Source organism: Pediococcus damnosus (assembly GCF_001611155.1).
Classification (GTDB): Bacteria; Bacillota; Bacilli; order Lactobacillales; family Lactobacillaceae; genus Pediococcus; species Pediococcus damnosus.
In genome coordinates this window covers 1070021-1095257 of the sequence record NZ_CP012294.1, presented here as the reverse complement: position 1 = coordinate 1095257, position 25237 = coordinate 1070021, and the positions used below count along the sequence as shown (strand labels likewise).

Annotated in this window: 19 protein-coding genes, 1 tRNA gene, 3 rRNA genes and 1 other annotated feature; of the genes, 5 read left to right on the top strand and 18 right to left on the bottom strand. The window is 40.4% G+C overall.

What is annotated here, in order from left to right:
- Positions 1 to 62: 62 nt before the first annotated feature.
- The 7 genes from codA to ADU73_RS05255 all read right to left on the bottom strand — a co-directional run bounded on the left by codA (position 63) and on the right by ADU73_RS05255 (position 9589).
- The gene (codA, locus tag ADU73_RS05285) at positions 63 to 1298 is read right to left on the bottom strand and encodes a cytosine deaminase (RefSeq protein ID WP_046872125.1); all 1236 of its coding nucleotides are present in this window, start codon (positions 1296 to 1298) and stop codon (positions 63 to 65) included.
- A 29-nt stretch (positions 1299 to 1327) separates the two neighbouring features.
- Positions 1328 to 2704 (bottom strand): cytosine permease, encoded by a 1377-nt coding sequence (locus ADU73_RS05280; protein ID WP_046872124.1) that lies wholly within the window; start codon positions 2702 to 2704, stop codon positions 1328 to 1330.
- A gap of 235 nt (positions 2705 to 2939) precedes the next feature.
- Positions 2940 to 3013 (bottom strand) — tRNA-Thr (locus ADU73_RS05275).
- Positions 3014 to 3090: 77 nt separating this feature from the next.
- A 5S ribosomal RNA gene (gene rrf / locus ADU73_RS05270) occupies positions 3091 to 3207 on the bottom strand.
- A gap of 91 nt (positions 3208 to 3298) precedes the next feature.
- Positions 3299 to 6222 (bottom strand): 23S ribosomal RNA (locus ADU73_RS05265).
- A gap of 227 nt (positions 6223 to 6449) precedes the next feature.
- Positions 6450 to 8027: ribosomal RNA gene (locus tag ADU73_RS05260) — 16S ribosomal RNA — on the bottom strand.
- Together the 16S, 23S and 5S rRNA genes with 1 tRNA gene alongside form the textbook arrangement of a ribosomal RNA operon.
- Before the next feature lie 368 nt (positions 8028 to 8395).
- The gene (locus ADU73_RS05255; RefSeq protein WP_062913246.1) at positions 8396 to 9589 is read right to left on the bottom strand and encodes an aminotransferase-like domain-containing protein; all 1194 of its coding nucleotides are present in this window, start codon (positions 9587 to 9589) and stop codon (positions 8396 to 8398) included.
- Positions 9590 to 9718: 129 nt separating this feature from the next.
- On the opposite strand from ADU73_RS05255, the gene ADU73_RS05250 reads away from it, so the two are divergent.
- Positions 9719 to 10624 carry a LysR family transcriptional regulator gene (locus tag ADU73_RS05250; RefSeq protein ID WP_062913245.1) on the top strand — a complete coding sequence of 302 codons (906 nt, stop codon included), beginning with the start codon at positions 9719 to 9721 and terminating at the stop codon, positions 10622 to 10624.
- 296 nt (positions 10625 to 10920) lie between these two features.
- Here the strand turns inward: ADU73_RS05250 and ADU73_RS05245 are convergent, their stop codons facing one another.
- The 4 genes from ADU73_RS05245 to ADU73_RS05230 form a co-directional block, all read right to left on the bottom strand.
- Positions 10921 to 12231, bottom strand: coding sequence for an IS1380 family transposase (locus ADU73_RS05245; RefSeq protein ID WP_062913244.1), 1311 nt, complete (start codon positions 12229 to 12231; stop codon positions 10921 to 10923).
- Positions 12232 to 12706: 475 nt separating this feature from the next.
- Positions 12707 to 13960: a tyrosine--tRNA ligase gene (tyrS, locus tag ADU73_RS05240; protein WP_062913243.1), complete on the bottom strand. Its 1254-nt coding sequence runs from the start codon at positions 13958 to 13960 to the stop codon at positions 12707 to 12709.
- Positions 13961 to 14026: 66 nt separating this feature from the next.
- Positions 14027 to 14230: a binding site (T-box leader), on the bottom strand.
- 47 nt (positions 14231 to 14277) lie between these two features.
- Entirely contained in the window at positions 14278 to 14604 is a 327-nt protein-coding gene (locus ADU73_RS05235) for an AzlD domain-containing protein (RefSeq protein ID WP_046872052.1), read from the bottom strand.
- A complete protein-coding gene (locus ADU73_RS05230) occupies positions 14589 to 15299 on the bottom strand; it encodes an AzlC family ABC transporter permease (protein ID WP_046872051.1) in 711 nt (236 codons plus the stop codon). The genes ADU73_RS05235 and ADU73_RS05230 overlap by 16 nt, the downstream gene beginning before the upstream one ends.
- Positions 15300 to 15395: 96 nt before the next feature.
- On the opposite strand from ADU73_RS05230, the gene ADU73_RS05225 reads away from it, so the two are divergent.
- The gene (locus ADU73_RS05225) at positions 15396 to 15893 is read left to right on the top strand and encodes a methylated-DNA--[protein]-cysteine S-methyltransferase (protein WP_062913242.1); all 498 of its coding nucleotides are present in this window, start codon (positions 15396 to 15398) and stop codon (positions 15891 to 15893) included.
- Here the strand turns inward: ADU73_RS05225 and ADU73_RS05220 are convergent.
- A complete protein-coding gene (locus ADU73_RS05220) occupies positions 15890 to 16342 on the bottom strand; it encodes an ASCH domain-containing protein (RefSeq protein WP_046872049.1) in 453 nt (150 codons plus the stop codon). The genes ADU73_RS05225 and ADU73_RS05220 overlap by 4 nt on opposite strands.
- A 149-nt stretch (positions 16343 to 16491) precedes the next feature.
- Between ADU73_RS05220 and ADU73_RS05215 the strand changes: the two genes are divergently transcribed.
- The 3 genes from ADU73_RS05215 to ADU73_RS05205 all read left to right on the top strand — a co-directional run bounded on the left by ADU73_RS05215 (position 16492) and on the right by ADU73_RS05205 (position 18867).
- Entirely contained in the window at positions 16492 to 17538 is a 1047-nt protein-coding gene (locus tag ADU73_RS05215; protein WP_062913241.1) for a tagatose 1,6-diphosphate aldolase, read from the top strand.
- Positions 17539 to 17659: 121 nt separating this feature from the next.
- Complete coding sequence (locus tag ADU73_RS05210) at positions 17660 to 18253, top strand: hypothetical protein (protein ID WP_046872047.1); 594 nt, start codon at positions 17660 to 17662, stop codon at positions 18251 to 18253.
- 86 nt (positions 18254 to 18339) lie between these two features.
- On the top strand, positions 18340 to 18867 hold the full coding sequence (locus ADU73_RS05205; protein ID WP_046872046.1) for a hypothetical protein: 528 nt from the start codon (positions 18340 to 18342) through the stop codon (positions 18865 to 18867).
- Positions 18868 to 18932: 65 nt separating this feature from the next.
- Here ADU73_RS05205 and ADU73_RS05200 read toward each other — a convergent pair whose 3' ends face one another.
- The 6 genes from ADU73_RS05200 to ADU73_RS05175 all read right to left on the bottom strand — a co-directional run bounded on the left by ADU73_RS05200 (position 18933) and on the right by ADU73_RS05175 (position 24547).
- Positions 18933 to 19736 carry a Cof-type HAD-IIB family hydrolase gene (locus ADU73_RS05200; RefSeq protein WP_046872045.1) on the bottom strand — a complete coding sequence of 268 codons (804 nt, stop codon included), beginning with the start codon at positions 19734 to 19736 and terminating at the stop codon, positions 18933 to 18935.
- A gap of 145 nt (positions 19737 to 19881) precedes the next feature.
- Positions 19882 to 20142 carry a hypothetical protein gene (locus ADU73_RS05195; RefSeq protein WP_046872044.1) on the bottom strand — a complete coding sequence of 87 codons (261 nt, stop codon included), beginning with the start codon at positions 20140 to 20142 and terminating at the stop codon, positions 19882 to 19884.
- A gap of 182 nt (positions 20143 to 20324) precedes the next feature.
- Positions 20325 to 21590, bottom strand: coding sequence for a sensor histidine kinase (locus tag ADU73_RS05190; protein ID WP_056986294.1), 1266 nt, complete (start codon positions 21588 to 21590; stop codon positions 20325 to 20327).
- Positions 21590 to 22276 (bottom strand): response regulator transcription factor, encoded by a 687-nt coding sequence (locus ADU73_RS05185; protein WP_062913240.1) that lies wholly within the window; start codon positions 22274 to 22276, stop codon positions 21590 to 21592. Before ADU73_RS05185 ends, ADU73_RS05190 begins: the two co-directional genes overlap by 1 nt.
- A 99-nt stretch (positions 22277 to 22375) precedes the next feature.
- Positions 22376 to 23032 carry an ABC transporter ATP-binding protein gene (locus tag ADU73_RS05180; protein WP_062913239.1) on the bottom strand — a complete coding sequence of 219 codons (657 nt, stop codon included), beginning with the start codon at positions 23030 to 23032 and terminating at the stop codon, positions 22376 to 22378.
- Between the two features lie 69 nt (positions 23033 to 23101).
- Positions 23102 to 24547 carry an ABC transporter permease gene (locus ADU73_RS05175; RefSeq protein WP_056986292.1) on the bottom strand — a complete coding sequence of 482 codons (1446 nt, stop codon included), beginning with the start codon at positions 24545 to 24547 and terminating at the stop codon, positions 23102 to 23104.
- Between the last annotated feature and the right edge of the window lie 690 nt (positions 24548 to 25237).

Below are 25237 nucleotides of genomic sequence, written 5' to 3'. Positions count from 1 at the left end.
GAACAGTGACTTTGTAGCCGCTCTTCGCCTTTAAATTTATCTAAAATTAATTGTATGAATCGTTAAAAGTTAAGTTTTACTTCTTTGGGTTTCGTTTCAACTAACACTTTTCCGTGACGGATTGAATACAACACTTCCGAATGTTCGTTCAAGGCATTATAAAAATTATCATTATTCATAATAATGCAGTTAGCTGGTTTGCCAACTTCAATTCCGTAATGATCACTGATATGCAAAGTTTTGGCAGCATTGTTTGTCACAAAATTATAAGAATCCAGAATGCTTTGATAGCCCATCAGTTGGTCGGCATGAATTCCCATGTGGACGGCATCCATCATGTTGCCGTTTCCCATTGGATACCAAGGATCCTTAATATCGTCTTCGCCAAATGAGACGTTGATCCCGGCTTCATTTAATTCTTTAATGCGTGTAATTCCACGGCGTTTAGGATAGGTATCAAACCGTCCACCTAAATGAATATTGACCAGTGGATTAGACACCATATTGATATTAGCCAATTTCAATAAACGAAATAGTTTATAGCAGTAAGCATTATTATAAGATCCCATTGCCGTTGTGTGACTGGCAGTAACCCGGTCTGATAGCCCTGTTTCATAAGCCAGCGTTGCAAGTACCTCTAAGTTGCGTGAATTGGGATCATCAATTTCATCACAATGCACATCAATCAATCGGTCATACTTTTCAGCCAACTCTGCGATGTAGTGTAATGATTGAACTCCATAATCACGAGTGAATTCATAGTGAGGAATCCCGCCAATAACATCGGCACCTTCTTTAACGGCGGTTTCCAGTAGTTCTTTTCCGTGGGGATAAGATAAAACACCCTCTTGTGGAAAGGCAACCAGTTGAATTTCTACCTCATCTTGCATCTCAGCTTTAACTTCCAGTAAAGCCTCTAAAGCTGTCATCGTGGGATCCGTTGTATCCACATGACTACGTACAACCTGAATGCCATTTTCAATTTGTTTACGAAGCGTGGCCTTAGCTCTTTTTTTAACATCCTCACGGGTTAACTTTTTCTTTCTTTCCGACCAAATTTGAATACCTTCAAATAAAGTGCCACTCTGATTCCATTCAGGATCACCAGCGGTTAAAGTGGCATCTAAATGGACATGGGAATCCACAAACGGTGGTAATAATAATTTACCATCCGCTTCAATTACTTTTTCATTTTCACGAGCTGCAAGTTGCGTATCGATTTCTGTAAATTTGCCATCTTCAATTCGCACAACCTGTTTAGTTTCATTGTTTTCAATATAAACATTTTTGATTAACATTATTTGCACTCCTTGTATTTTTAGTAGGTTTAATTTTGATGACTAAGTAATATGTTGCATTTAATTTTCATAACCAAATAGTAAGCAATCCCAACCAGAATCATCGTAATAAATGTTGCTCCTGTATGATTTTGAATCCAGGGTACGCGTTGGAGGAGCAAGTAGACCAGAACACCAACAACCCACAAGCAAAACGCCAGCCAGTGAACCCCACCACGATACCAGTACCGACCGCCCTTTTTAGATAGCTCTGTTGGTTGATAGTTTCTTCTTCGTACCAGGTAAAAGTCAACACACATGATACTAACAATGGGCCCAAGCACCATACCAACATAATCTAGAAAAGCTGTAAAAGTATCCAGGAAACTTCCCACAAATACTGGAATAAACGTTACTAAGGTAGCTAGAATTGTCACAATCCATAAAGACTTTTTCAGACTTATTTTTGGAAAAATATTATTTACGGCTGACCCCGCAGCTTGTAAATTAACTGCATTGGCTGTCATGCTAGTTAACACAATCACAACCATGGCAATTGATCCGAGTCCTAAACGATTTGCAATCGTGCTGGGATCAGAATTATTGGCATCATAAACATCAGAAGTGATCGCAATACTGATTGTCGCAACCAGGCCGATAAAGGCAAACCAGAACACGCCAAGATCTGCTCCTAGGAACGGTGCGGTAATTGCCGTACCCTTTTTATTTGTAAAGCGCGTAAAATCTGCTCCTGCAGTGACCCAAGCTAGATTGAATGCTGCTAATGTATCAATTGCACTACCGAATGGCATTTTTTGGTGACTTGGCACTTTCCAATTAGCAATTTGAGAAAAAGATACATCACGAAAAACAACGATCGATTCCCATAAAACGAAGATAATAACAAGAATTATACCTATTCGTTCTATGATTTGAATCGACCGTTGTCCGGCAGAAATACTTATTAAGTGTAAAATACTCATAACCAAAATTCCAAAAATTAATCCTTTGGCACCACCAGGTTGACCATAAACTGGCCATCCTAATAATGAATGTAAAATATATGACATTGAAGTTGCGGCAATAAAAGTGTTAACCGCTGTCCAACCAACAAATTGGGTCACATTAACTATAGAGGGAACAATACTTCCTCGAATTCCAAAAGAAGCACGGGAAACAGCCATGGTTGAAACCCCTGTTTTATATCCCATATAACCAACCAATGATAAAAATATGTATGAAATACTTGAAGCAATAATTAAGGCATGAATGCCACCCCAAAACCCACAGGCAGCAATAATTCCGCCGACAAACCATGTTCCATTGTTCGCATTAGCACCAACCCAAGTAGCAAACATATCCCAATAGGACATATGACGTTCTTCGACTGGTACAATATCCACAGCGTATCGATCTTTGGTTTCCATAAAAAGTTCCTCCTTTAAAAATTTTGACACATTTTTATTGATTATACACTTCTCAGGAAAAAAATCGAGGCCTTTTGATAGCGGTTAATAAAAATAGTGTTTTTTTCAGTTCACATTTTTAGTTATTTCTATCTATTTTTCGATAGATGTTTTAAAAAACTGTTCTAATTTTAAATTGAAAAAGACAAATCATGGGTTTTTCCATGATTTGTCTTTTACCAAATTTTTCTCTTTAAGCCACTTATCGGATTTGAACCGATGACCCCTTCCTTACCATGGAAGTGCTCTACCTAGCTGAGCTACAGTGGCATTAAATTGCTTCAATAAGTATACCATACCTTAATTTAGACACAAAAAAAGCTCCCAACTAAGGGAACTTACTAAGTGCATGGCAACGTCCTACCCTCGCAGGGAGCGATCCCCCAACTACTCTCGGCGTTAAGAAGCTTAACTTCTGTGTTCGACATGGGAACAGGTGTATCCTTCTCACTATCGTCACCACACTTCTCCGATCCACTTACGCGGCTCGTGTGAAAGAAATTTATTCTCTCAAAACTAAATAATATCGAATCCTTCTCTTGAAAACACCACTTTGTGGTTAAGTCCTCGACCGATTAGTATTGGTCCGCTCCATGTATCACTACACTTCCACTCCCAACCTATCTACCTGATCATCTCTCAGGGGTCTTACTTCCATAAATGGAATGGGAAATCTCATCTCGAGGTGAGTTTCACACTTAGATGCTTTCAGCGTTTATCTCATCCATACGTAGCTACCCAGCGATGCTCCTGGCGGAACAACTGGTACACCAGCGGTATGTCCATCCCGGTCCTCTCGTACTAAGGACAGATCCTCTCAAATTTCCTACGCCCGCGACGGATAGGGACCGAACTGTCTCACGACGTTCTGAACCCAGCTCGCGTACCGCTTTAATGGGCGAACAGCCCAACCCTTGGGACCGACTACAGCCCCAGGATGCGATGAGCCGACATCGAGGTGCCAAACCTCCCCGTCGATGTGAACTCTTGGGGGAGATAAGCCTGTTATCCCCAGGGTAGCTTTTATCCGTTGAGCGATGGCCCTTCCATACGGTACCACCGGATCACTAAGCCCGACTTTCGTCCCTGCTCGACCTGTCTGTCTCGCAGTCAAGCTCCCTTGTGCCTTTACACTCTGCGAATGATTTCCAACCATTCTGAGGGAACCTTTGGGCGCCTCCGTTACTCTTTAGGAGGCGACCGCCCCAGTCAAACTGCCTACCTGACACTGTCTCCCGCCACGCTTAGTGGCGCGGGTTAGAGGGTTCATACAACGAGGGTAGTATCCCACCAACGCCTCCATCGAAACTAGCGTTCCGATATCTACGGCTCCTACCTATCCTGTACAAGTTGTACAAACACTCAATATCAAGCTACAGTAAAGCTCCATGGGGTCTTTCCGTCCTGTCGCGGGTAACCCGCATCTTCACGGGTATTATAATTTCACCGAGTCTCTCGTTGAGACAGTGCCCAGATCGTTACACCTTTCGTGCGGGTCGGAACTTACCCGACAAGGAATTTCGCTACCTTAGGACCGTTATAGTTACGGCCGCCGTTTACTGGGGCTTCATTTCAAAGCTTCGCCGAAGCTAACTCATTCACTTAACCTTCCAGCACCGGGCAGGTGTCAGCCCCTATACTTCATCTTACGATTTTGCAGAAACCTGTGTTTTTGATAAACAGTCGCCTGGGCCTATTCACTGCGGCTGATCTTGCGATCAGCACCCCTTCTTCCGAAGTTACGGGGTCATTTTGCCGAGTTCCTTAACGAGAGTTCTCTCGCTCACCTGAGGATACTCTCCTCGACTACCTGTGTCGGTTTGCGGTACGGGTAGTTAAACTCTAACTAGAAGCTTTTCTCGGCAGTGTGACATCAGAAACTTCGCTACTTAAATTTCGCTCCCCATCACAACTTGTCCTGAAAAGATAAAGCATTTAACTCTATCTAAGACTTGTTGCTTGGGCACACTTATCCAACTGTGTGCTTTTCTTAGCCTCCTGCGTCCCTCCATTGTTCAAACAAGTTTAACTAGTACAGGAATCTCAACCTGTTATCCATCGTCTACGCCTCTCGGCCTCGACTTAGGTCCCGACTAACCCTGGGTGGACGAGCCTTCCCCAGGAAACCTTAGTCATTCGGTGGACAGGATTCTCACCTGTCTTTCGCTACTCATACCGGCATTCTCACTTCTAAGCGCTCCAACAGTCCTCACGGTCTGCCTTCATCGCCCTTAGAACGCTCTCCTATCACGCCACCTTACGGTGGCATCCACAGTCTCGGTAATATGTTTAAGCCCCGGTACATTTTCGGCGCAGAATCACTCGACTAGTGAGCTATTACGCACTCTTTAAATGATGGCTGCTTCTGAGCCAACATCCTAGTTGTCTATGCAACTCCACATCCTTTTCCACTTAACATATATTTAGGGACCTTAACTGGTGGTCTGGGCTGTTCCCCTTTCGACGATGGATCTTATCACTCACCGTCTGACTCCCGGACATAAATCAATGGCATTCGGAGTTTATCTGAATTCAGTAACCCTAGATGGGCCCCTAGTCCAAACAGTGGCTCTACCTCCATGATCCTAAGTCCGAGGCTAGCCCTAAAGCTATTTCGGAGAGAACCAGCTATCTCCAAGTTCGTTTGGAATTTCACCGCTACCCACACCTCATCTCAGCACTTTTCAACGTACACGAGTTCGGTCCTCCAGTGCGTTTTACCGCACCTTCAACCTGGACATGGGTAGGTCACTTGGTTTCGGGTCTACATCTGCATACTCAGTCGCCCTATTCAGACTCGCTTTCGCTACGGCTCCGTTTCTTCAACTTAACCTGGCATGCAAACGTAACTCGCCGGTTCATTCTACAAAAGGCACGCCATCACCCATTAACGGGCTCTGACTTCTTGTAGGCACATGGTTTCAAGAACTGTTTCACTCCCCTTTCGGGGTGCTTTTCACCTTTCCCTCACGGTACTGGTTCACTATCGGTCACTAGGGAGTATTTAGCCTTGGGAGATGGTCCTCCCGGATTCCGACGGAGTTACACGTGTTCCGCCGTACTCAGGATCCTGAACTGAGGGATTTTCATTTTGCCTACGGGGGCTGTCACCCGCTCTGGCCAGTCTTCCCAGACTGTTCGGCTATGAAAATCTTTGGTAACTCAAATGTTCGGTCCTACAACCCCAGGAAGCAAGCTTCCTGGTTTGGGCTGTTCCCCTTTCGCTCGCCGCTACTCAGGGAATCGATTTTTCTTTCTATTCCTGTGGGTACTGAGATGTTTCAGTTCCCCACGTCTACCTCCAACCACGTTATGTATTCACGTGGCGGTAACAACGGATTAATGTTGTTGGGTTTCCCCATTCGGAAATCTCCGGATCAAAGCTTACTTACAGCTCCCCGAAGCATATCGGTGTTAGTCCCGTCCTTCATCGGCTCCTAGTACCAAGGCATTCACCATGCGCCCTTTATAACTTAACCTAACTTTATCAAAGATAAAGTGGTTTTGAGTTTAGCGATTATTTTTGAACTAATCTTGTTTTAAAACTCTATAAAACGCAATGTTCTCGGTTTAATTATCTGATAATTAAAATTAGAAAATTTTTCGATATTATTTAGTTTTCAAAGAACAAGTTTTGAGAGTAGACCTCTCAAAACTAAACAAAGTTTCGACATATGTGTAGGTTTCCGTTTCTAAATATCCTTAGAAAGGAGGTGATCCAGCCGCAGGTTCTCCTACGGCTACCTTGTTACGACTTCACCCCAATCATCTGTCCCACCTTAGACGGCTAGCTCCCGAAGGTTACTCCACCGGCTTTGGGTGTTACAAACTCTCATGGTGTGACGGGCGGTGTGTACAAGGCCCGGGAACGTATTCACCGCGGCATGCTGATCCGCGATTACTAACGATTCCAACTTCGTGCAGGCGAGTTGCAGCCTGCAGTCCGAACTGAGAACGGTTTTAAGAGATTAGCTTAACCTCGCGGTCTCGCAACTCGTTGTACCGTCCATTGTAGCACGTGTGTAGCCCAGGTCATAAGGGGCATGATGATTTGACGTCGTCCCCACCTTCCTCCGGTTTGTCACCGGCAGTCTCACTAGAGTGCCCAACTTAATGCTGGCAACTAATAATAGGGGTTGCGCTCGTTGCGGGACTTAACCCAACATCTCACGACACGAGCTGACGACAACCATGCACCACCTGTCATTCTGTCCCCGAAGGGAACGCCTAATCTCTTAGGTTAGCAGAAGATGTCAAGACCTGGTAAGGTTCTTCGCGTAGCTTCGAATTAAACCACATGCTCCACCGCTTGTGCGGGCCCCCGTCAATTCTTTTGAGTTTCAACCTTGCGGTCGTACTCCCCAGGCGGAATGCTTAATGCGTTAGCTGCAGCACTGAAGGGCGGAAACCCTCCAACACTTAGCATTCATCGTTTACGGCATGGACTACCAGGGTATCTAATCCTGTTCGCTACCCATGCTTTCGAGCCTCAGCGTCAGTTACAGACCAGACAGCCGCCTTCGCCACTGGTGTTCTTCCATATATCTACGCATTTCACCGCTACACATGGAGTTCCACTGTCCTCTTCTGCACTCAAGTTTCCCAGTTTCCAATGCACTTCTTCGGTTAAGCCGAAGGCTTTCACATTAGACTTAAAAAACCGCCTGCGCTCGCTTTACGCCCAATAAATCCGGATAACGCTTGCCACCTACGTATTACCGCGGCTGCTGGCACGTAGTTAGCCGTGGCTTTCTGGTTGGATACCGTCACTGCATGAGCAGTTACTCTCACACACGTTCTTCTCCAACAACAGAGCTTTACGACCCTAAAACCTTCATCACTCACGCGGCGTTGCTCCATCAGACTTTCGTCCATTGTGGAAGATTCCCTACTGCTGCCTCCCGTAGGAGTCTGGGCCGTGTCTCAGTCCCAATGTGGCCGATTACCCTCTCAGGTCGGCTACGTATCACAGCCTTGGTGAGCCTTTATCTCACCAACTAGCTAATACGCCGCGGGTCCATCCAGAAGTGATAGCCGAAGCCATCTTTTAAAAATAAACCATGCGGTTCATTTTATTATGCGGTATTAGCATCTGTTTCCAGGTGTTATCCCCCACTTCTGGGCAGGTTACCCACGTGTTACTCACCCGTTCGCCACTCACTTTATAGTTGAAATCATCTTCGATGCAAGCATCTCTAATTCAATCAACGAAAGTGCGTCCGACTTGCATGTATTAGGCACGCCGCCAGCGTTCATCCTGAGCCAAGATCAAACTCTCATATTATACTTGAGTTTTTACAAGCTCATTTGTTGTTTCATTGTTTAAAACGAATTGACTTCGCAAATGTTTGCTTCAAAATTTTCATTTGAAGACCCTACACATTTTACTTTGTCGAAACTTTGTTCAGTTTTCAAAGGTCTACCAATTGTCTTTTCGGTTTCAATTGCTTATCAACCGAGACAACTTAATTAGTATACCATCTGGTTAAAAGCTTGTCAAGAAAAACTTTTGCTTCTTTTTTTAACTTGGCACGCCTTTCTCCGTCAGGCAACGTATATAAATATAACAACCTGAGAACATTTCGTCAAGGACTTTTTCAAACTAATTTCATTTCTTTCAAAACTCATCCGTTAAAACCACCTATACCAATTTTAGACTGACTGCTTTTGATAACCACTAGATAGGCCGTTGGCTAGTCGTTGAATTCCTGAATCAATTTGTGAAAGGGTTACATTACTAAAACTAATTCTTGCACCATTACAATGCTTCTTATCAGGGAAAAGGTTCGTTGACGGAATCATCATGACATGAAAGTTTGGTTTTAATTGGCTATTTTGGATCTTTTCTAAATCAAGGTCTTTGGGAACAGTCAGCCAAGTAAAGAATCCTCCCTGTGGTCTCGTATAATGCGCAAAATCTGGTAAATAGTTCTCCATTGCTGTCATCATTGCATTTCGTTTCACTTGATAACTCTTTTGTAACTGGTTTAAATGCGCATCAAGATCGTAATGCGTTAAATAGTAGTTAACCGTTTGTATCATTAAACTTGAAGTCTCTAAATCAGACCCGCCTTTTAATTCTTGAAGACGTTCAAAGAGACCTTTTCCTGCTGTAAGCCACCCTAATCGAAGGGCTGGTGCTAAAATTTTGGAAAAACTGCCTAACTGAATCACACGGTCTTGCGTGTCGAGTGATTTTAAGGTTGGTAAAGACTTTCCTTCATAGCGTAACCATCGATAAGGAGCGTCTTCTATGATCAAAACATTATAGCGATTTGCTAGTTCGATCAGTTGTTTTCTTTTGACAAGTGACATAACCGTTCCTGTGGGATTTTGAAAATCTGGAATTGTATAAATTAATTTTACTTGTTGTTGGATCAAAATCTTCTTTAAATCTGCAAGATTCATGCCATCTTCTTCCATCTCCACAGTGTAGTAAGTCGGCTCATAAGCATCAAAGGCAGCCAAAGCACCAATATAGGTTGGGCCTTCAACGACCAAACCGTCGCCTTTATTGATTAATAATTTTGCAACTAAATCTAAGCCCTGCTGTGCACCTTGAGTAACCATAATTTTAGAAGGACTTACCTGGGTGCCATCCGCAGCCAACAGCTTTGAAATCTGTTCACGCAGAGGCTCCGACTCTTGGCCAATTTGATATTGAAAAGGTGTTTGTGCACCACCAATCACATTTTGAAAACTATTACCGAGTTCTTGTGTGGGAAATAAATTTGCATCAGGAAATCCTCCAGTAAATGAAATCATCTCCGGATCCCGACTGGGGTATATTGCATTCAACCCACTTTTTGAAGTCAACGAAACACGACTTGCAAATTCTTCTTCCATGTTTATTCCCTCCATATTATTTATTTTAGTTATTGACTCTATGATACTAATTATTTAGTATGAAGTAAAACTCAACTTTCTCAATAAAATGTGAATGCTTTTCACTACTAAATTGAATTGGAGACTATTATGGCTAATTTTTCCTATGAAATTTTTGCACAAGTTGTCACAACTAAAAACTTTGGTCAGGCTGCCAAGATTCTAAATGTCACTCCTAGCGCGGTAAGTCATGCAATCAGTCAACTAGAAAACGAGCTTGGCTTTCCTTTGTTTATTCGTAACCGCACTGGTGTGGAAATCACTCCTGATGGTCAGCAAATTTTGCCGGTCGTCCAAAACATTCTAAATAGCGAAGCACAACTACAGCAGGTCGCCGATCAAATTCGTGGTTTAAACTTAGGTACCGTTCGCATTGGCGCATTCAGTAGTGTCTGTATTAACTGGCTTCCATCTATTATTCAACATTTTAAGAAAAAGTATCCCGGTGTTGATGTGTCGATTACACAAGGAACTTTTTCAGAAATCGCCGAAATGGCACGAATTGGGACCGTCGATATCGGGTTTGCCACCTTACCCGTGGATTCACAGTTAAACACTGAGCCCTTAGTTGCTGATCCCATTTACTGTGTGACCCCTGCTGACTTTGTTCCTAAAAACAAAACTTACATCACCACTGATGACATCGGTGATTATCATTTTATCTTGCAGCAAATTGATTATGATCGCGACACAAAAAAGACATTAGATCAATATAATGTTGCTCTGAATGCCATTTCTTACTCTATCGATGACCAGTCTATCCTTTCAATGGTAGAAAGTGGCCTCGGATTTGGTATTTTGCCTAAACTAGCCCTTCAAAAACTAACCGGTGATGTTAATGTCTATCCATTCTCTCACCAGTACTACCGCACGATTTGTCTCAGTGCCAACAAAACCCAAGCAGAAGCACCCTCAACAAAATTGATGTTAGCAGAAATTCACACTTATTTGGCGGATCGCTATCACGATGATTATTTGGGTAAACCTGTTAAATAGCCAAAAAACGACTAGGTTACGCAAAACAATATCTGTGCTTGGCCACTAGTCGCTTTTTTCATTTTTCTTCTATATAAACCTGAAATATTCATAGATCGAAATATAATGCTTATGTATTTAAAAAATAGCCCTTGCAAGGGCTATTTTTTTTAATGGGTTTAACTTTGGGGCTTCTACAACAAGGAAATAGCAAGTTTTTAAATCGAAAGTGATGTGCAGGTCAAAATTTATGTACTCCAAATAAACTCATTAAGAGCTATTTTGAAAATTTTGATTAATTTGACACAATTCGATAGTTACCAATGTAATTGTTGAATCTTGGCCAATACCTGATAGAACAGTTTTTGGTAAACGTGCGAACTACTTAATTTTAAATATAGTTTTCGACCACTTCGAACTAACTTTCCTGCAATTTTAAACAGCCAAAGACGGAGCGTTCCAACACGCACACTGACGTGTTGCGGTGGTAAGCATAGTTGTTTGAAGAGACTTACTAAATTATAAGCTAAGACACTCAGCATCATCCGTGCATGATTTTCAATAAAACCGGTACTGTTAGTTTTGTCGAAAAAGAAACCCTCTTTGGCTTCTTTAATATCATTTTCCATTTGACCACGATGTTGATATAATTCGAAGGCTGTTTCCGGTGTTAATTTGGTTAAGTTGGTAAGCACATATTCATGATTAAAGAGTAATTCACCAACTTCACGCGTTGATTTAATATAGATTTGGCGAGGTTGATTCCAAGAACCAGCTTGATATTTAGCCGAATAATAGTGAATCTCGGTTTGATCCCATTGTTGTTTATCGTCAATTCGTACATAGCCCTCAGCCAAATCACGCAATCGGCGGTTAGCTTTTAAACGTACCAAATAAAATGCCTTGTTTTCTTCACAAGTATCATAGAGTTCTGGTGTGGCAAAGCCACTATCTCCACGAACCAGGATTTCAGTACAAGGCAGACTATTTTGATAGTGTTGTAATAGAGGTTCTAAAAATGGACGGATTTCCTTACTGGTATAAACATTGCCTGGTCGCAATTGGGCCGCTAAAAAAGCTTCATTTTGACCATCGAAAGCAACCAATGGATGAAAGCCGTTCGTTTGATAGTGAGCATTGAAATCACTGCTTTCTTGATTACCGAAGGTATCAGAATGAGTCGAATCAACGTCAATGATTAGTTCCGTTTGATTAGTAGTCAGGCGTCCTCGGTCAAGCAGAGTCTGGTTTAACACTTGTAAAGAAGCGACAGATTTTTCATCAAAACGTTGCCAAAATCGCGAAATAGAAGCTTGCGAAGCTATAGCAGGTTTATCAAGTAGCAATTTAAAAATAGGATCAAAACGCAAACTGGTAGCAACCTGATCGGTGGCGTAGCCAGCAATCTTCTGTAATAATAGCTGTTCCATTAGACTAACATTACTGTGCTGGTAATAGCGTCGCTGGTCTTTAAATGAAACTAGTTTTTCAGCAAGGTTTGCGAAATCAAGTTTATGCATGATCTCTTTGATGAGCACTAAGCCTGCATCACTGGAAAGTTCACCACCAGTGTGAGAAATATGTAATTTAGAATTGAAATGGACTTGCTTTTCCTGTAAAGTTGTCATAGGAGCTCTCCTTCTGATGGTTCTTTTTTAGCGATAATAACTATATCAGAAAAGGGAGCTCTTTGCATACAAAATTTGCGCACCCAAAAGGTGCAAATAAAAAAGGACCCAACGTCAGTGACTGTGGTAATTCACTGACGTTGGGTCCTTTACTATGAATATTTCAGGATAAAGATAATCTTTACTAACAGCTAGTCATTTTTCTGAGCCTTAGGACAGCTCGGTAAAACAAGAGGCTGATCATAAGCACGACTCCCGCGGGATTGCGATCCTACGCTGCGTCCATTCAATGGAATGCTTTTCGTACCGAAAAGCTCTTATGTTCCGTACGCTGTCGCTTCCACCTGCACTTTTCCGCTGAGCCTCCGGACAGCTCGGCAAGTCAAAAGGCAGAAAATAAGCACGCTTTCCGCGGGATTGCGATCCCGCATACAGCGTGCTTATTTTCTGTCTTTTAGCGACTTGCCTCGCTCACTTATTTAATTCTAGCCAAAAAGTACTTTTTCTTTCCTCGACGCACAATCACAAACTTGCCATCAAAATGCGCACTCGGATCAATTTCTGCTTCCACATCCTGGATCTTTTCACCATTAATACGAATTGCTCCATTTTTTACATCTTCACGAGCTTGTCGTCTTGACGCTTCAATCTTTGTGTCATCCACTAACCACAAGATAATATTTTTCTTCTCAGCACTAACCTCGACAGAAGGCATATTCTTGAATCCTTGTTCAATTTCTTCAGCCGTTAGCTCTTGCACTTCGCCAGAAAACAACGCCTTAGTAATGTGCTGAGCTTCCACTACCGCTTGTTCGCCATGCACAAATTTGGTCACTTCTTCTGCTAATCGGCGTTGGGCTTCCCGTTTTTCTGGGTGGGTTTGCACTTTTTCTGCTAACTCATCAATTTCAGCCTCATCCAAAAACGTAAAGTACTTCAAGTATTTCACAACATCCCGATCATCTTGATTAATCCAGAATTGGTAGAATTCATAAGGTGACGTCTTTTTGGGATCCAGCCAAACAGCACCACCAGCAGTTTTACCAAACTTTGTCCCGTCAGCCTTCAACATTAACGGAATTGTCAGTGCAAACACATCTGTGTCAGAGCCTTCGACTTTATGAATTAAGTCAATTCCAGAAGTGATGTTTCCCCATTGATCAGCACCACCAATTTGGAGCTGAACATCTTCATGGCGATATAAATGAAGGAAATCAATCGACTGTAAAATCTGGTATGTGAATTCAGTAAAAGAAATGCCGACTTCCAAACGACTTGAGACAACTTCCTTATTCAACATGGTATTAATGTTAAATAGCTTTCCGTAATCGCGCAGAAAATCCAACAAAGTTAGTTTTGAGAGCCAATCGTAATTGTTTACAATGGTAAAGTTTTCCGTTCCAAATAACTTAATCATCTGAGCAGACAACGCGTTTTCATTATTTTTAACTTGATCCATCGTCTGTAAAACTCGTTCTGAGTTTTTACCAGAAGGATCCCCAATCGCACCGGTTCCGCCACCGATAACAATCACAGGATGATGGCCCTGCAACTGGAATCGTTTCAGCATCATAAATGGAATCAAATGACCAATATGTAAACTATCACCCGTTGGATCTACCCCACAGTACAAGCCAATTTGTTTCTTATCTGTTAACTTCCGTAAGCCCTCTTCGTCAGTCGTTTGGTTCACGGCGCCCCGCCATTTTAATTCATCAATAATGTTCATAATCATACCTCCTGATATTTTTATATTTTTAATAAGATAAAAAAAGTCCCTAAAGTCAATAAAGACTCTAGGGACGAAATTCTCCGCGTTACCACCCAAGTTATTACATTTAACTGTAACCACTCAACATCGATAACGAGATGAATCGCTAATTCTTGAATTTAGAAGCTTGATAACTGTAATTCACAACCACCACATTCTGGTTCGCAATTCCACCAGATCTCTGAAATGTTGGGTAATCTGCTACTTCGGCTACCGCATTGCCTTTGATATTATTTTCATAATAAGAGAGTTACATTCGGAAGTCAAGCTAAATCTTAAAAAGCCAGTCTAATCAGCGCCATACTAACGATTCCAACCACAACAATTACAATTAAGCTCTTAGAAATAATAGCTGCCACAAAAGTCGGAACTGTAGCCAGCAAGTTTTCATAATTGACCGTTGGTAGTGAACCCGCATGATGAGTGAAGATGTTTTCCATAATTAACGCCGTCATAATCACCAGTGGTACAAAACTTAAATAATGAATTAACCATTTGGGCAAATCAAAGTTTTTAACCAGCACAAACGGGATTACCCGTGATAGCCAAGTCACAATGCCACAGCCTATAATTGCCCATAATACTTTTACCGTGAGCGCCATTGCTCAATCACCATCCCTAAAAAGCAGCCTACCAACGTTGTCACAATCAGCGCTACATTATTTGTAAAGAAAATTGTTAAGCCATACATCAAAAAACAGACAATCACGACCATTATAATTTGAAAACTAAAAGCCTTACTTTTATCCGTGATCATTTGCAGATAGAGGAGCCCAATGAACATGGCTACTAAAGCAAAATCTAGGCCAAACGCTTTCGGATCACCCACTAAATTACCAAGTAATCCCCCGGCGGCAGTCGCTAACGCCCAGGTTAAATAAGCGACAATATTGGCACCGTGAATCCACCCTGGTTTTAGTTGATGATTCGTAAAATTCAATTTGTTCATACTTAAAGCAAACGATTCGTCGGTTAGCAATGAGCCAATGGCAATGTTTTGTCCTAAAGAGTCCTTCCGGAAATACTGGGCTACCGTAGTGCTCATCAAAATAAAACGGGCATTGACTAGAAAAACCGATAACATAATGAATGGAATTGAGCTGCCAGCTAGTAACAAACTCACCATAATAAATTGCGCGGAACCCGCATATGTAATTAAAGACATTAAAAAGATTTCTAAAACACTTAACCCACTTGTTTTCCCGACCACGCCAAAAGCTAGGCCAATCCCAATATAACCAAATACCGTGGGAAGTGCCTCTTTGACCCCCGTCTTAAAATTTAACTGATCATTCACGCCATCATCCCTATCGCTTAGTTTCTTTTTGAATTTATTTGTCCACTTATTTGTTATAATTTAGACAAAATCATGTTATTAATGGAGGCTTTGAATATGAAAAAATTATATATTGATCGTGTAACTGTCTCAGGATATACCTACTTAATAGCTGTTGGCGATCATGGGCTGGCATTTGTGGGATCCCATAATTCAGAAGACGAATTGCATCATTTTATTCCTAACGCCCAATTTCTGAAAGATCCTGCAAAAACAGCTCCCTATAAAACAGCACTCAAAAATTTACTGCTCGGAAAGTCCCAGCAGTTTACTCTGCCAATTGAATTTGAGGGCACACCGTTTCAAAATGCTGTTTGGCATGCGTTACAGACCATTCCATATGGGAAAACGACCACCTATAGCGCCTTAGCCGAAAAAATTGGGCGGCCAACCGCCACACGGGCCGTTGCCAATGCCGTCGGGAGAAACTCCAATCAAATTGTTGTCCCTTGTCATCGTGTCCTTCGAAAGGATGGCTCGCTCGGTGGTTATCACGGTGGATTGCCTTTGAAACGTGATCTATTGGCCCTCGAAGCTCGGGTTAAAAATGCCTAACCGACGACCTCGAACACTTCACAAAAACAGGTCATGTCTTCAGTAAAGGTTTGCCCAGCTTCTTTGAATTCTTTTTTAAAGAATGGCTTATGAACACTGCGCCAATAAGCTAAAGTCCGGTCTCCTTCTCCTTCATGGTAGGCATGTTCAGCCGTTACATGCTTATATGGCATAATTTCGGTAACAACTGTTTTAGTAATGCATACCGGATGGCCGCTTCCATCCAAAATAATGTTGTATTCACCGATTTGTGGATAAGGTTCATTATCTTCATATAAGTCGTATGCTGACGTTGTTGCTGTTTTAATCCCTCTAAAGGTAAGATCTGCTAACTCGTTCGCCATTTCCGGGGTATTACCAAACGCCCAGGCACTATAGCTAACATTTTTAAGATTATGTTTACTGGTAAATGTTTGCCAATAATTTTCAATTTCTGCTTTATGGTCCATAAAATCACCTCGTGAATATTTTTCATCATTATATCATTTTAAAGCCGTTCAGGTTTAAAAATCAGGTTTTCAATAACAGATCAATTTCATCTTTTCGTGCATTGTGATACGGTTGATTTAGATATTTTAAAAAAGACAGGAGTAAGCTCATGCAAACAAAATTATCACGTGGTAAATTTGAAAATCTTCAAAAATTAGCTGACGACGAAGGTACCTTAACGATTTTAGGCCTCGATCAGCGTAAATCGTTTCAAAAGGCAATGGCTCAAGCACAGGAACAAACTGGTAATCAATTTAATGAGAAAAAATGTTACGAATTTAAACAATTAGTTTCTGAATATCTCTCGCCTTTCGCTTCCGGGGTCCTATTAGATCAAGAATTAGGCACCGAAGCTATGAAAACGAAAACTGCCCAGGCTGGTCTCATCACTGCCTATGATTGTTCTGAGCCTGATAATTCTAAAAATACTCATTTTCCACGGCTCTTATCAAATCTTTCTTTAAATCGGCTTGCCCACACATCGACAAACGGCGTTAAGGTTCGTATTGCTTATAATCCTCATGGTGATGCTCAAATTAACGATCAAAAACAGGCTTTTTTGGAACGTGTAGGTGCAGAAGCCTTAGCGGCGGACTTACCACTTTTTATTGAGCCAGTGGTTTACGACGATACCATCATAGATCGAAAAAGTGCAGAATTTGCTAAAATTCGACCAATGCTAATCATCGATACGCTCAAAGAATTAACCAAATCACGATATCACATTGACATTCTTCAAATTGAAACCCCGATTGATTTTAACTTTGTGGATGGCTTTACTGATTCTGAAATCACCTCAGTATATTCAAAACGGGAAGCTGCTAAACTCTTTAAAGAGGCCAGTGATATCACAACTCGACCTTTCTTATATGAAAGTGGTCCAGAATCAATTGAAACCTTCATGGCGGCCGTTAAATTTGCTGGCCAATCTGGCGCCAAGTTTGCCGGTATCTTAGCTGGACAATCCTTATGGCAAGAAGCCATCCACACTTATGCAACAAGCGATGAGCAAGGATTAAAAACTTGGTTAGAGACAACCGGAAAAACTAATTTAACAGCTTTAAATGATATTCTTGAAAATTATGCAACTCCTTGGTATGACCGCTTTGGAGGTAAAAAGAGTTTAGATATTTTCGATAATCCGATTGAACTTTAAATCCTCTCATATAAAAAGCTTAAATAGATTGTGTTTTTATGAAGATGGTGTTACGATATCGGTGTGATATTACGTAACCGTTTTCATATTTCTATTTTAAGTTAAGGGGAGGTAGATTCTTATGAACATTAGTCCTGATATTTTAAAATCTCAAATTACATTTAAACCTCAACAAACGGGCGTTGATCCATTTTTATCTTGGGCTCATATTCAAATTGATGGCGAAGAATATCCACGGGGTGGCAAAAGCGTTTTAAAGCACCGCGTTGCTCATCCAAAAATGCGGTCCAAAACCACCGTCGCATTTGATAAAGATAAAATCACAATTTTAATAGAAGGAACAGCATACAAGAGTTATCCTATTACTCAGTTGAACTCACTCACTGTTCTGATCTTGCGTGGCTTTGCTGTTTACTATCCTGGGCGAGTTTCAAACAATACCATTACCATCCTGGAATTTCCGGATACCACTTACTATTTTGATACCCCAACACCATTGCCGGCAGTGATTTTATTGGCATCACCAATTTTTAATCACACTGTCGTCAATGACCCGATGAAACTTAAACAGTTTGGTAGTAACTTATCCTTAGAAGACATGAATGATGCAATTGCACGTAAGGGATACGAGAATATCGTTAAAGGTACGCCACTCAGCTGGTTAGCCACCACATTTAATCCAGAAGAGGAACCTTATCAGCTTATGTCAAATTGACAAACCAAAGCTTGGGGCTTAATCTTGGGGGAAACGTATTCATATTCATCAAGGAGGCGCCAATTATCAGAGAACAGCATAAAAATATGATTAAACCCAAATATGGCTCACGAGCTTTTTCCACATTTCTGTATGTCATTTTTATTTTAGCAACGATCTGTTTATTCACGGTTTTTAACAAGAATTTTGGGGTGATCGTAGCTACCAGTGACCCGGTTGTCGATAAAATCACGGATACAGTCAATGAAAAAATCCCACAATATGACGGTTACACGATTAAAGTAACCTCTAACGTCATTAAACCTGACTTAAAGACGGCTGTTGAACAGGTTTATGAGGGAAAAGAAATTAAAGTTGACCCAACTGGTTTTCAAAATAGCGTCAAACAACAACTTGAATCTGATGGCATTTCAACACTTATCATCAATTCTTCAATTGGTGCTGGCGTTCAAACCAAACTAACTAGTGAATACCAAAATGCTTTTCAGAATCAATATTTACTGCAGGCTCGGGAACTACTTCCGACTTACAAGGGATGGACCTATTTGATCATGTTAGTGACCTTTGTCCTTGGAACTTTTTTCCGAATCCGTTATATTCATTCCAAACATTAAATTAAACCATCAAAAAACTTCCGCTCAATCGTTAATTGGCGGAAGTTTTTTAGTACATTATTTTTTTACCACTGTTTTAAAAGCTTTTCAATCGTAGTCAATACCCCATTTCGATCATGATCCGGCGCAATCTCATCTGCAATTGCTTTGATCTCCTGTGGTGCATTTGCCATAGCAAACCCTTGTCCGGCTTCTTTTATCATTTCCACATCATTACCACCATCACCAAAGGCCACCACATTTGCCATTGGAATGTGCAACTGCTTGGTAATCCGTTTAATGGCATTGGCTTTATGGGTATGGGGAATGATTAAATCAATGTCCCCGTGCCCAGATGAAACTGGTAACAGATCACCCGTTAATTCATCTTGGAGCATTTGTAAAATTGTATCCGTCTGGTCATCCGGACATGACATGCCCAACTTCAAGACCGTGTCATCAATATCATCCCATGATTTAACCGATTGTAATTTATAATAATATTTAGCCGTCATTTCAGAAAAAGACTTTGGTTCAGATTTCAAAATGTATGCACTCTTAACTGCACTGACAATTGGATGAACATCCGGCAAATCAGTTAAAAACTGAATTGCGTGCTGATATACAGCTGGGTCCATTTTGGCCGAATACATTACGGATTCATCTGGTTTTTTCACCAGGGCCCCATTATCTGAAACAAACCAAATTTGTGAGGCAGTTTTTGGGAAAAATGCTCGTAATTGTGAATCCTGATTCCCACTTGCCACAACAAAAGTCACCTGTTTTTCACGCATTTGCGGATATAATTTCAAAAAATACTCGCGATCAAAATCTTGGTGGCTATTTAAAAAAGTTCCGTCCATATCGACGGCAATTAATCTGTCTGTCATGATTCTCTCCTTCAAAATACATTACCAAACTATTGTTACTGCCAAGTAGTCTAGCATGCCATGCAAAAATAGCTGTATATCTACTTAAGCACGATTCTCTCAATCATAACAGAAGGCGCTTACAAATTAAAGTAAGCGCCCGGTTTTAGGCTAATTTTTCGTTAGAATTATCAATTTCATCTTCAATTGCCTGCACGTATTTTTTACTAATCACAACGCGACCATTGAAATCTGGAATTCGCATCAAAGAATGACGATCCTCCTTGCAGACTGTGTTCATGTCAAGTTCAATCAAATAGGTGTTTTCATACTCTTTGATTGCTCTTCCACCAAAACCACTTTTTACCATTGGACACTGACTACAAGTAACTTCAAACCGTTGATAGGTACACTCTTCATCTCGCATTATATTTCCTCCATATTTTCTTATAATTATTATAAGATAGGCTTTAAAGGAAAAGTATGAATTTTTTGTGTCCATAATATAATTAAACAATGAAGTTATGGTTTTTGATAATATATCAGTAAGTAGCCAAAAAAAAGCATTCACCATTTCATCTTGAAATGCTAAATGCGTTTTAAAATTAATTATTTTGCAACTGGTAAAAGCACCGTAAAAATAGAACCGCCGCCCGGGTTATCAGTTATTTTGATATGGCCTTTATGGGCGCTAACAATCCATTCAGCAATGGACAAGCCCAATCCGTTACCCCCGGTTTTCTTATTGCCAGATTTTTCTTCTCGATAGAAACGTTTAAAAACTGATTTTTTATTCTTATCACTAATCCCAATTCCAGTATCGCAAATTTGAATCTTTAAATTGCGGTTTTCAATACTACTATTCACCGTAATCGTGGCTCCCGTTGGGGTATATTTAATGGCATTATCCAACAGGATGACGATTAACTGATGGACGCGCTTGGCATCGATTAGCACTGGTTTTGTCACGTTAATTGAAGTTACTAATTTCTTATTTTGGCTCTCAATCAAATCTGCATAAGGCTCCAGGATTTGATTCATAAACTCAGTAAAATTAACCGGCGTTTTTTCTAACGTAATTACATTAGAATTTGCCCGCGCCAGTGTTAACATATCACTGGTCAAACTGTTGAGCCGCCTAATTTCCGAAAGTGACATGATAATTGCGCTGGCCTGCTCTTTAATCGTATCATTTGGCTTCGTCATCAGGCCTTCCAGTTTATTTTGAATAATTGTCAATGGCGTCCGAATTTCATGTGCCGCGCTATCAACAAACTCTTCCTGCTGTTTCCAAGCCTTCAATACGGGCTTCATATTGTATCCTGAAATAATGTAACTAATAATAAACACAATCAGTCCAAAGACAATAAAGGATGCTAGTAAAAGTTCCTTAAATCGTTCTACACCCTGAAGCTCAGGTGTTACATTTCTTAAAACTAGCACATACTTTGGCCGTTGGCTTCTTTTGATTGGTTCCCCGTTTCGATCAACAGTCATTTGCGAATGAACTTTTACATAGGCACAACGTAACGTGGTTTCGCCAACTTCAAGGTTATAGATTTTATTCAACTTATCTTTATTAACCTTAATCTTGGAAACTGTACTTGCCATGTTATTCAAATACTGTGAATTCAAGATTTTTCCCTTAAAATTGTAGTAAATTGTGATGGTTTGAAAATCTGGTGGCCCCATCATATTGGTACTATTTGATGCCATCTGTGTTCGACGAGTTAACGTGCTATCAACGCTGTTATAAGTATTACGTTGGTAAAACACAAAAATAATTGTTCCTAAAATCGTAAAAACAATTAAAAAACTAAAGAACTCTATAAGAAATAATTTAATTTGCTGCTTTCTATTTACTATTTTATCCATTAATTCACTTCCAAAAGAAATCCTACATTACGTAAGGTTTGAATTAGTTTAGGACGACCTGCTTTCTCAAGTTTACGACGCAAATTACTAATATAAATATTCACCATATTAATTGTCGTATCTGAATCCATTCCCCAAATCCGATCAAAGATTTGTTCCCGAGAAACAATAATATTTTTGTTTTGCGCCAAATAAGCCAAGATCTCATACTCTTTACCCACCAGCTTTAAAGGCTGATCATCAACCATCACCTGGCGATTTTCTGTATTCAACCACATATTATCATCGATCACCAACCGCTTATCATCTTGATAAACACCACTTCGTTTTAACAAGGCTTTCACCCGCACAATTAATTCTTCCCGATGAAACGGTTTTGTCAAATAATCGTCCGCGCCAGTGTCAAAGCCGGTAATTTTATCTTCCAAACTATCCTTAGCAGTTAAAACTAAAATTGGCGTTTCAATTTTGGCTTCACGAATTTTTTTGATGATTTCCAAACCATTCATCAGTGGCAACATCAAATCAACGATGAACAGATCATAAGGTTCTTCTGTCGCCAAGTATTCGCCTTCTTCACCATCAAATGCTTGCTTGACTGAACCAATATCAACTAAAAAGTCACGCACGCTGTCTGAAAGCTGATGATCATCTTCAATTAATAAAATTTTTACGATATCTGTCATCTTACATCCCTAATTTCTTTCATTTTTGTCTCTTACCTATTTTACCCTATAAAATGAGGTTAAGACAAAGAAACCAATTGCCTCAACCTCATTTTTAAATTAAGCCACCACAAACTGGCGATTCTCTAAACTAATTTTTACATCACCATGATCCGCAATTTCTGGATCATGAGTCACAATAATGACTGTTTTGTGATGTGCATGAGCTAAATCTTGAAACAATTTAATAATCATTTTTGAATTTTCACCATCCAGGTTTCCCGTTGGTTCATCTGCAATGACAATGTTGGCATTCACTAGCATCGCACGGATAATTGCCACGCGTTGTTGCTGCCCACCAGACAGTTTCTGAACATTCTTCTCGGCATCAGATTTTTCAATGCCGACATTTTTCAACGCATCTAATGCATACTGCTTTTCACCTTTGTGTTCGGAATCTGTCACAGACAGAGCCGTCATAATATTATCCAGAGCAGACATATAGGTCAACAAATTGTATTGCTGAAAAACGATGGCCACTTTATGTTTCCGATAATTTGTTGCGCCAAGCTTCTTAATATTTGTCCCATCTAAGAATATGTCTCCTTTTTGAGGCTTATCCAAACCAGCAATGAAAGATAAAAAAGTTGTTTTTCCGGAACCGGATGAACCGACAATCGTGTACACTTTATCGGATTCAAAACTTAGATTTACATTTTCATATAGCGGCTTTTCTGACTTTCCATACCAGTGAGTTAAATTCTTAACTGTTAACATTTTCTCAACTCCTTGTGTGCATTTATCTGTTGCGATTACATTTAAAAATAAAAAACTCTCTAAAGACCATTATTCACCAATCAAAATATCCTTTGGTCGCAGCCTCAAAATACTAATTGCCGAAACACAAACAGCTAAGGCAATGATGACTAATCCCATGCCGCCTAACTTGATTACCGAACTTGGGGTAATACTTGTGTTCAAAGTTTTCAGTGTTTTTTTGTTTGCTGCACTCGTGGTTCCTGCGGATTGAGTAGCCATCCCACCCCGCATGCCGCCACCAGTTTGACTGGATCCTGGTGCTCCACTACCACCAGGACCGCCATTTGATCCTGAAGTTGTGGAAACCGATGTGGTTTGTTGTTGTGACAACAACTGATTGCCAACCTTGTTACCTACAAAACTGCCTAAAAGAAGGGCTACAACCATTGCTCCAATTAAGATGACGAACAATTCAGAAAATAGTTGCGCAACGATGTGAAATTTCGATTCACCCAAGGAAACTAGCACGCCGATTTCTCGTTGCCGAGTTCTTACTGATAAAATGATGATTAATGCCAAAATAATTGTTCCAGCAATTGCGACTAACCAAACAATCTTCTTAGCGAATGATTGGACATTCTTCATTGGTTGTAATAATTGCTTGTAGCTGGCATCATCTGAACTTACAGAAAACGAACTATTGTTAATGATTCTTTTAATTTTTTTAGTGGTTGCTTTTTCTTTAGCTGAATTTTCAAGTATATAAGTTACTGTACTTGATTTACCCTCCGTTCCCGTGATTGTCGCGGGTAACGTATAACTTGTATAGATTGTATTGCTTGGGTCGCTACCTGGCACACTGCTACTGGTTGATTTGGCCTTGTAAATTCCGACAACTTTCAGTTTAAGTGATTTCTTACCCGAACTTGTCATCTTTACTGTCATTGAATCGCCAACTTTAATTCCGTTTTGCGTCGCCAGTTCTTTTTCAATCACAACATTTTTGGTGTTGACATCACTTGTGGTGATATTTCGTCCAGAAACAATCTTATTTGTTTTAGAAACAAATGCAGAGGTTAGCTTAGTACTTGAAACCCCGTCAATACTAATATCGCCTGCTGAAGCGCCACCTTTCATCCCCATACCACCGCCGGAAGTCCCCGTACTTGTGGATACCGTGTCAAACGAACTAGCATTTACAGAGGCCGTATTCGTAATATTATAGTAAGCAACCGTATTTAACTTACCAGCCTTTTTAATTTTCTCGTTTGAAACTGTCGGCGTTGTAATCGTTTTTGGTTTCGATTTGGATGTGCCTGAGCGCATCTTTGAAAACATTTTGTTTCGATTGGCTGATACGCTGATCGTGGTTCCTGCCGATTTGGTCACACTATTGGTTGCTGACACTGCAGCATTTTGAATAATTAATCCCGATAATACAAAAACTAAGATTGCTGACATAATTAACAACAACAATAAGCTCTGACCTTTTTTATGGGTCAAGTAAAGCATTGCCCGTTTTAAATAATTCATTTTGTCATCTCCTTGGATTGATAAACTTCATTTTAAGGAGTCTACGTTAAACGAAAATTAAGGCCAACCTATAGAAGATGAACTTTTGGGCTTCCAAAATGCAGAAAAAGACCGAATCACATTCGCGGTATGATTCGGTCTTTAAGCTAACTAAATAGCTTTCAATGATGTAAGTTAATTTTTACAGGGGAGTTGAACATATGGAATACATTCCATCTTCTTCCAAATTGGAAGGTGACGAAAAATCACTTCTTTCCTAATGAATAAATTCATCTTAAAACCTCAACTTTAAATGAAGATTAAGACTGGGAATAAAAATAACTTTTTTTCTCTCGATAGAAATAATTGGCAAGAACACTATTTTAAAGATAATAATTAGGACAGAAAAAGACCGAATCACATTCGCGGTATGATTCGGTCTTTGAGCTAATTGAATAGCTTTCAATGATGTAAGTTAATTTTTACAGGGGAGTTGAACATATGGAAATACATTCCATCATCTTCCAAATTAGGAAGGTTTATAAAAACCCGCCTCCTTCTTTAATGAATAAATTCATACTAAGACCTCCACTTTAAATGAAGATTAAAGATAACAAACTTTTTTTAAATATTTTGAGCAGTCCTCTTTACTTATTTAAAGTAAGCGAGTAAACTATGCTTGTTGTCAAAGGTACAACAAAAATTTGAGAG

What these genes read in the sequence shown, in the direction of transcription:
- ADU73_RS05185 (WP_062913240.1), bottom strand. Translation starts at nt 22,276, where the DNA reads ATGACAGATATCGTAAAAATTTTATTAATTGAAGATGATCATCAGCTT.
- ADU73_RS05175 (WP_056986292.1), bottom strand. Translation starts at nt 24,547, where the DNA reads ATGAATTATTTAAAACGGGCAATGCTTTACTTGACCCATAAAAAAGGT.
- ADU73_RS05255 (WP_062913246.1), bottom strand. Translation starts at nt 9,589, where the DNA reads ATGGAAGAAGAATTTGCAAGTCGTGTTTCGTTGACTTCAAAAAGTGGG.
- ADU73_RS05245 (WP_062913244.1), bottom strand. Translation starts at nt 12,231, where the DNA reads ATGACAACTTTACAGGAAAAGCAAGTCCATTTCAATTCTAAATTACAT.
- ADU73_RS05225 (WP_062913242.1), top strand. Translation starts at nt 15,396, where the DNA reads ATGAAAAAATTATATATTGATCGTGTAACTGTCTCAGGATATACCTAC.
- ADU73_RS05215 (WP_062913241.1), top strand. Translation starts at nt 16,492, where the DNA reads ATGCAAACAAAATTATCACGTGGTAAATTTGAAAATCTTCAAAAATTA.
- ADU73_RS05280 (WP_046872124.1), bottom strand. Translation starts at nt 2,704, where the DNA reads ATGGAAACCAAAGATCGATACGCTGTGGATATTGTACCAGTCGAAGAA.
- ADU73_RS05190 (WP_056986294.1), bottom strand. Translation starts at nt 21,590, where the DNA reads ATGGATAAAATAGTAAATAGAAAGCAGCAAATTAAATTATTTCTTATA.
- ADU73_RS05205 (WP_046872046.1), top strand. Translation starts at nt 18,340, where the DNA reads ATGATTAAACCCAAATATGGCTCACGAGCTTTTTCCACATTTCTGTAT.
- ADU73_RS05210 (WP_046872047.1), top strand. Translation starts at nt 17,660, where the DNA reads ATGAACATTAGTCCTGATATTTTAAAATCTCAAATTACATTTAAACCT.
- ADU73_RS05250 (WP_062913245.1), top strand. Translation starts at nt 9,719, where the DNA reads ATGGCTAATTTTTCCTATGAAATTTTTGCACAAGTTGTCACAACTAAA.
- ADU73_RS05180 (WP_062913239.1), bottom strand. Translation starts at nt 23,032, where the DNA reads ATGTTAACAGTTAAGAATTTAACTCACTGGTATGGAAAGTCAGAAAAG.
- ADU73_RS05235 (WP_046872052.1), bottom strand. Translation starts at nt 14,604, where the DNA reads ATGGCGCTCACGGTAAAAGTATTATGGGCAATTATAGGCTGTGGCATT.
- codA (WP_046872125.1), bottom strand. Translation starts at nt 1,298, where the DNA reads ATGTTAATCAAAAATGTTTATATTGAAAACAATGAAACTAAACAGGTT.
- ADU73_RS05220 (WP_046872049.1), bottom strand. Translation starts at nt 16,342, where the DNA reads ATGGACCATAAAGCAGAAATTGAAAATTATTGGCAAACATTTACCAGT.
- ADU73_RS05195 (WP_046872044.1), bottom strand. Translation starts at nt 20,142, where the DNA reads ATGCGAGATGAAGAGTGTACCTATCAACGGTTTGAAGTTACTTGTAGT.
- ADU73_RS05200 (WP_046872045.1), bottom strand. Translation starts at nt 19,736, where the DNA reads ATGACAGACAGATTAATTGCCGTCGATATGGACGGAACTTTTTTAAAT.
- tyrS (WP_062913243.1), bottom strand. Translation starts at nt 13,960, where the DNA reads ATGAACATTATTGATGAATTAAAATGGCGGGGCGCCGTGAACCAAACG.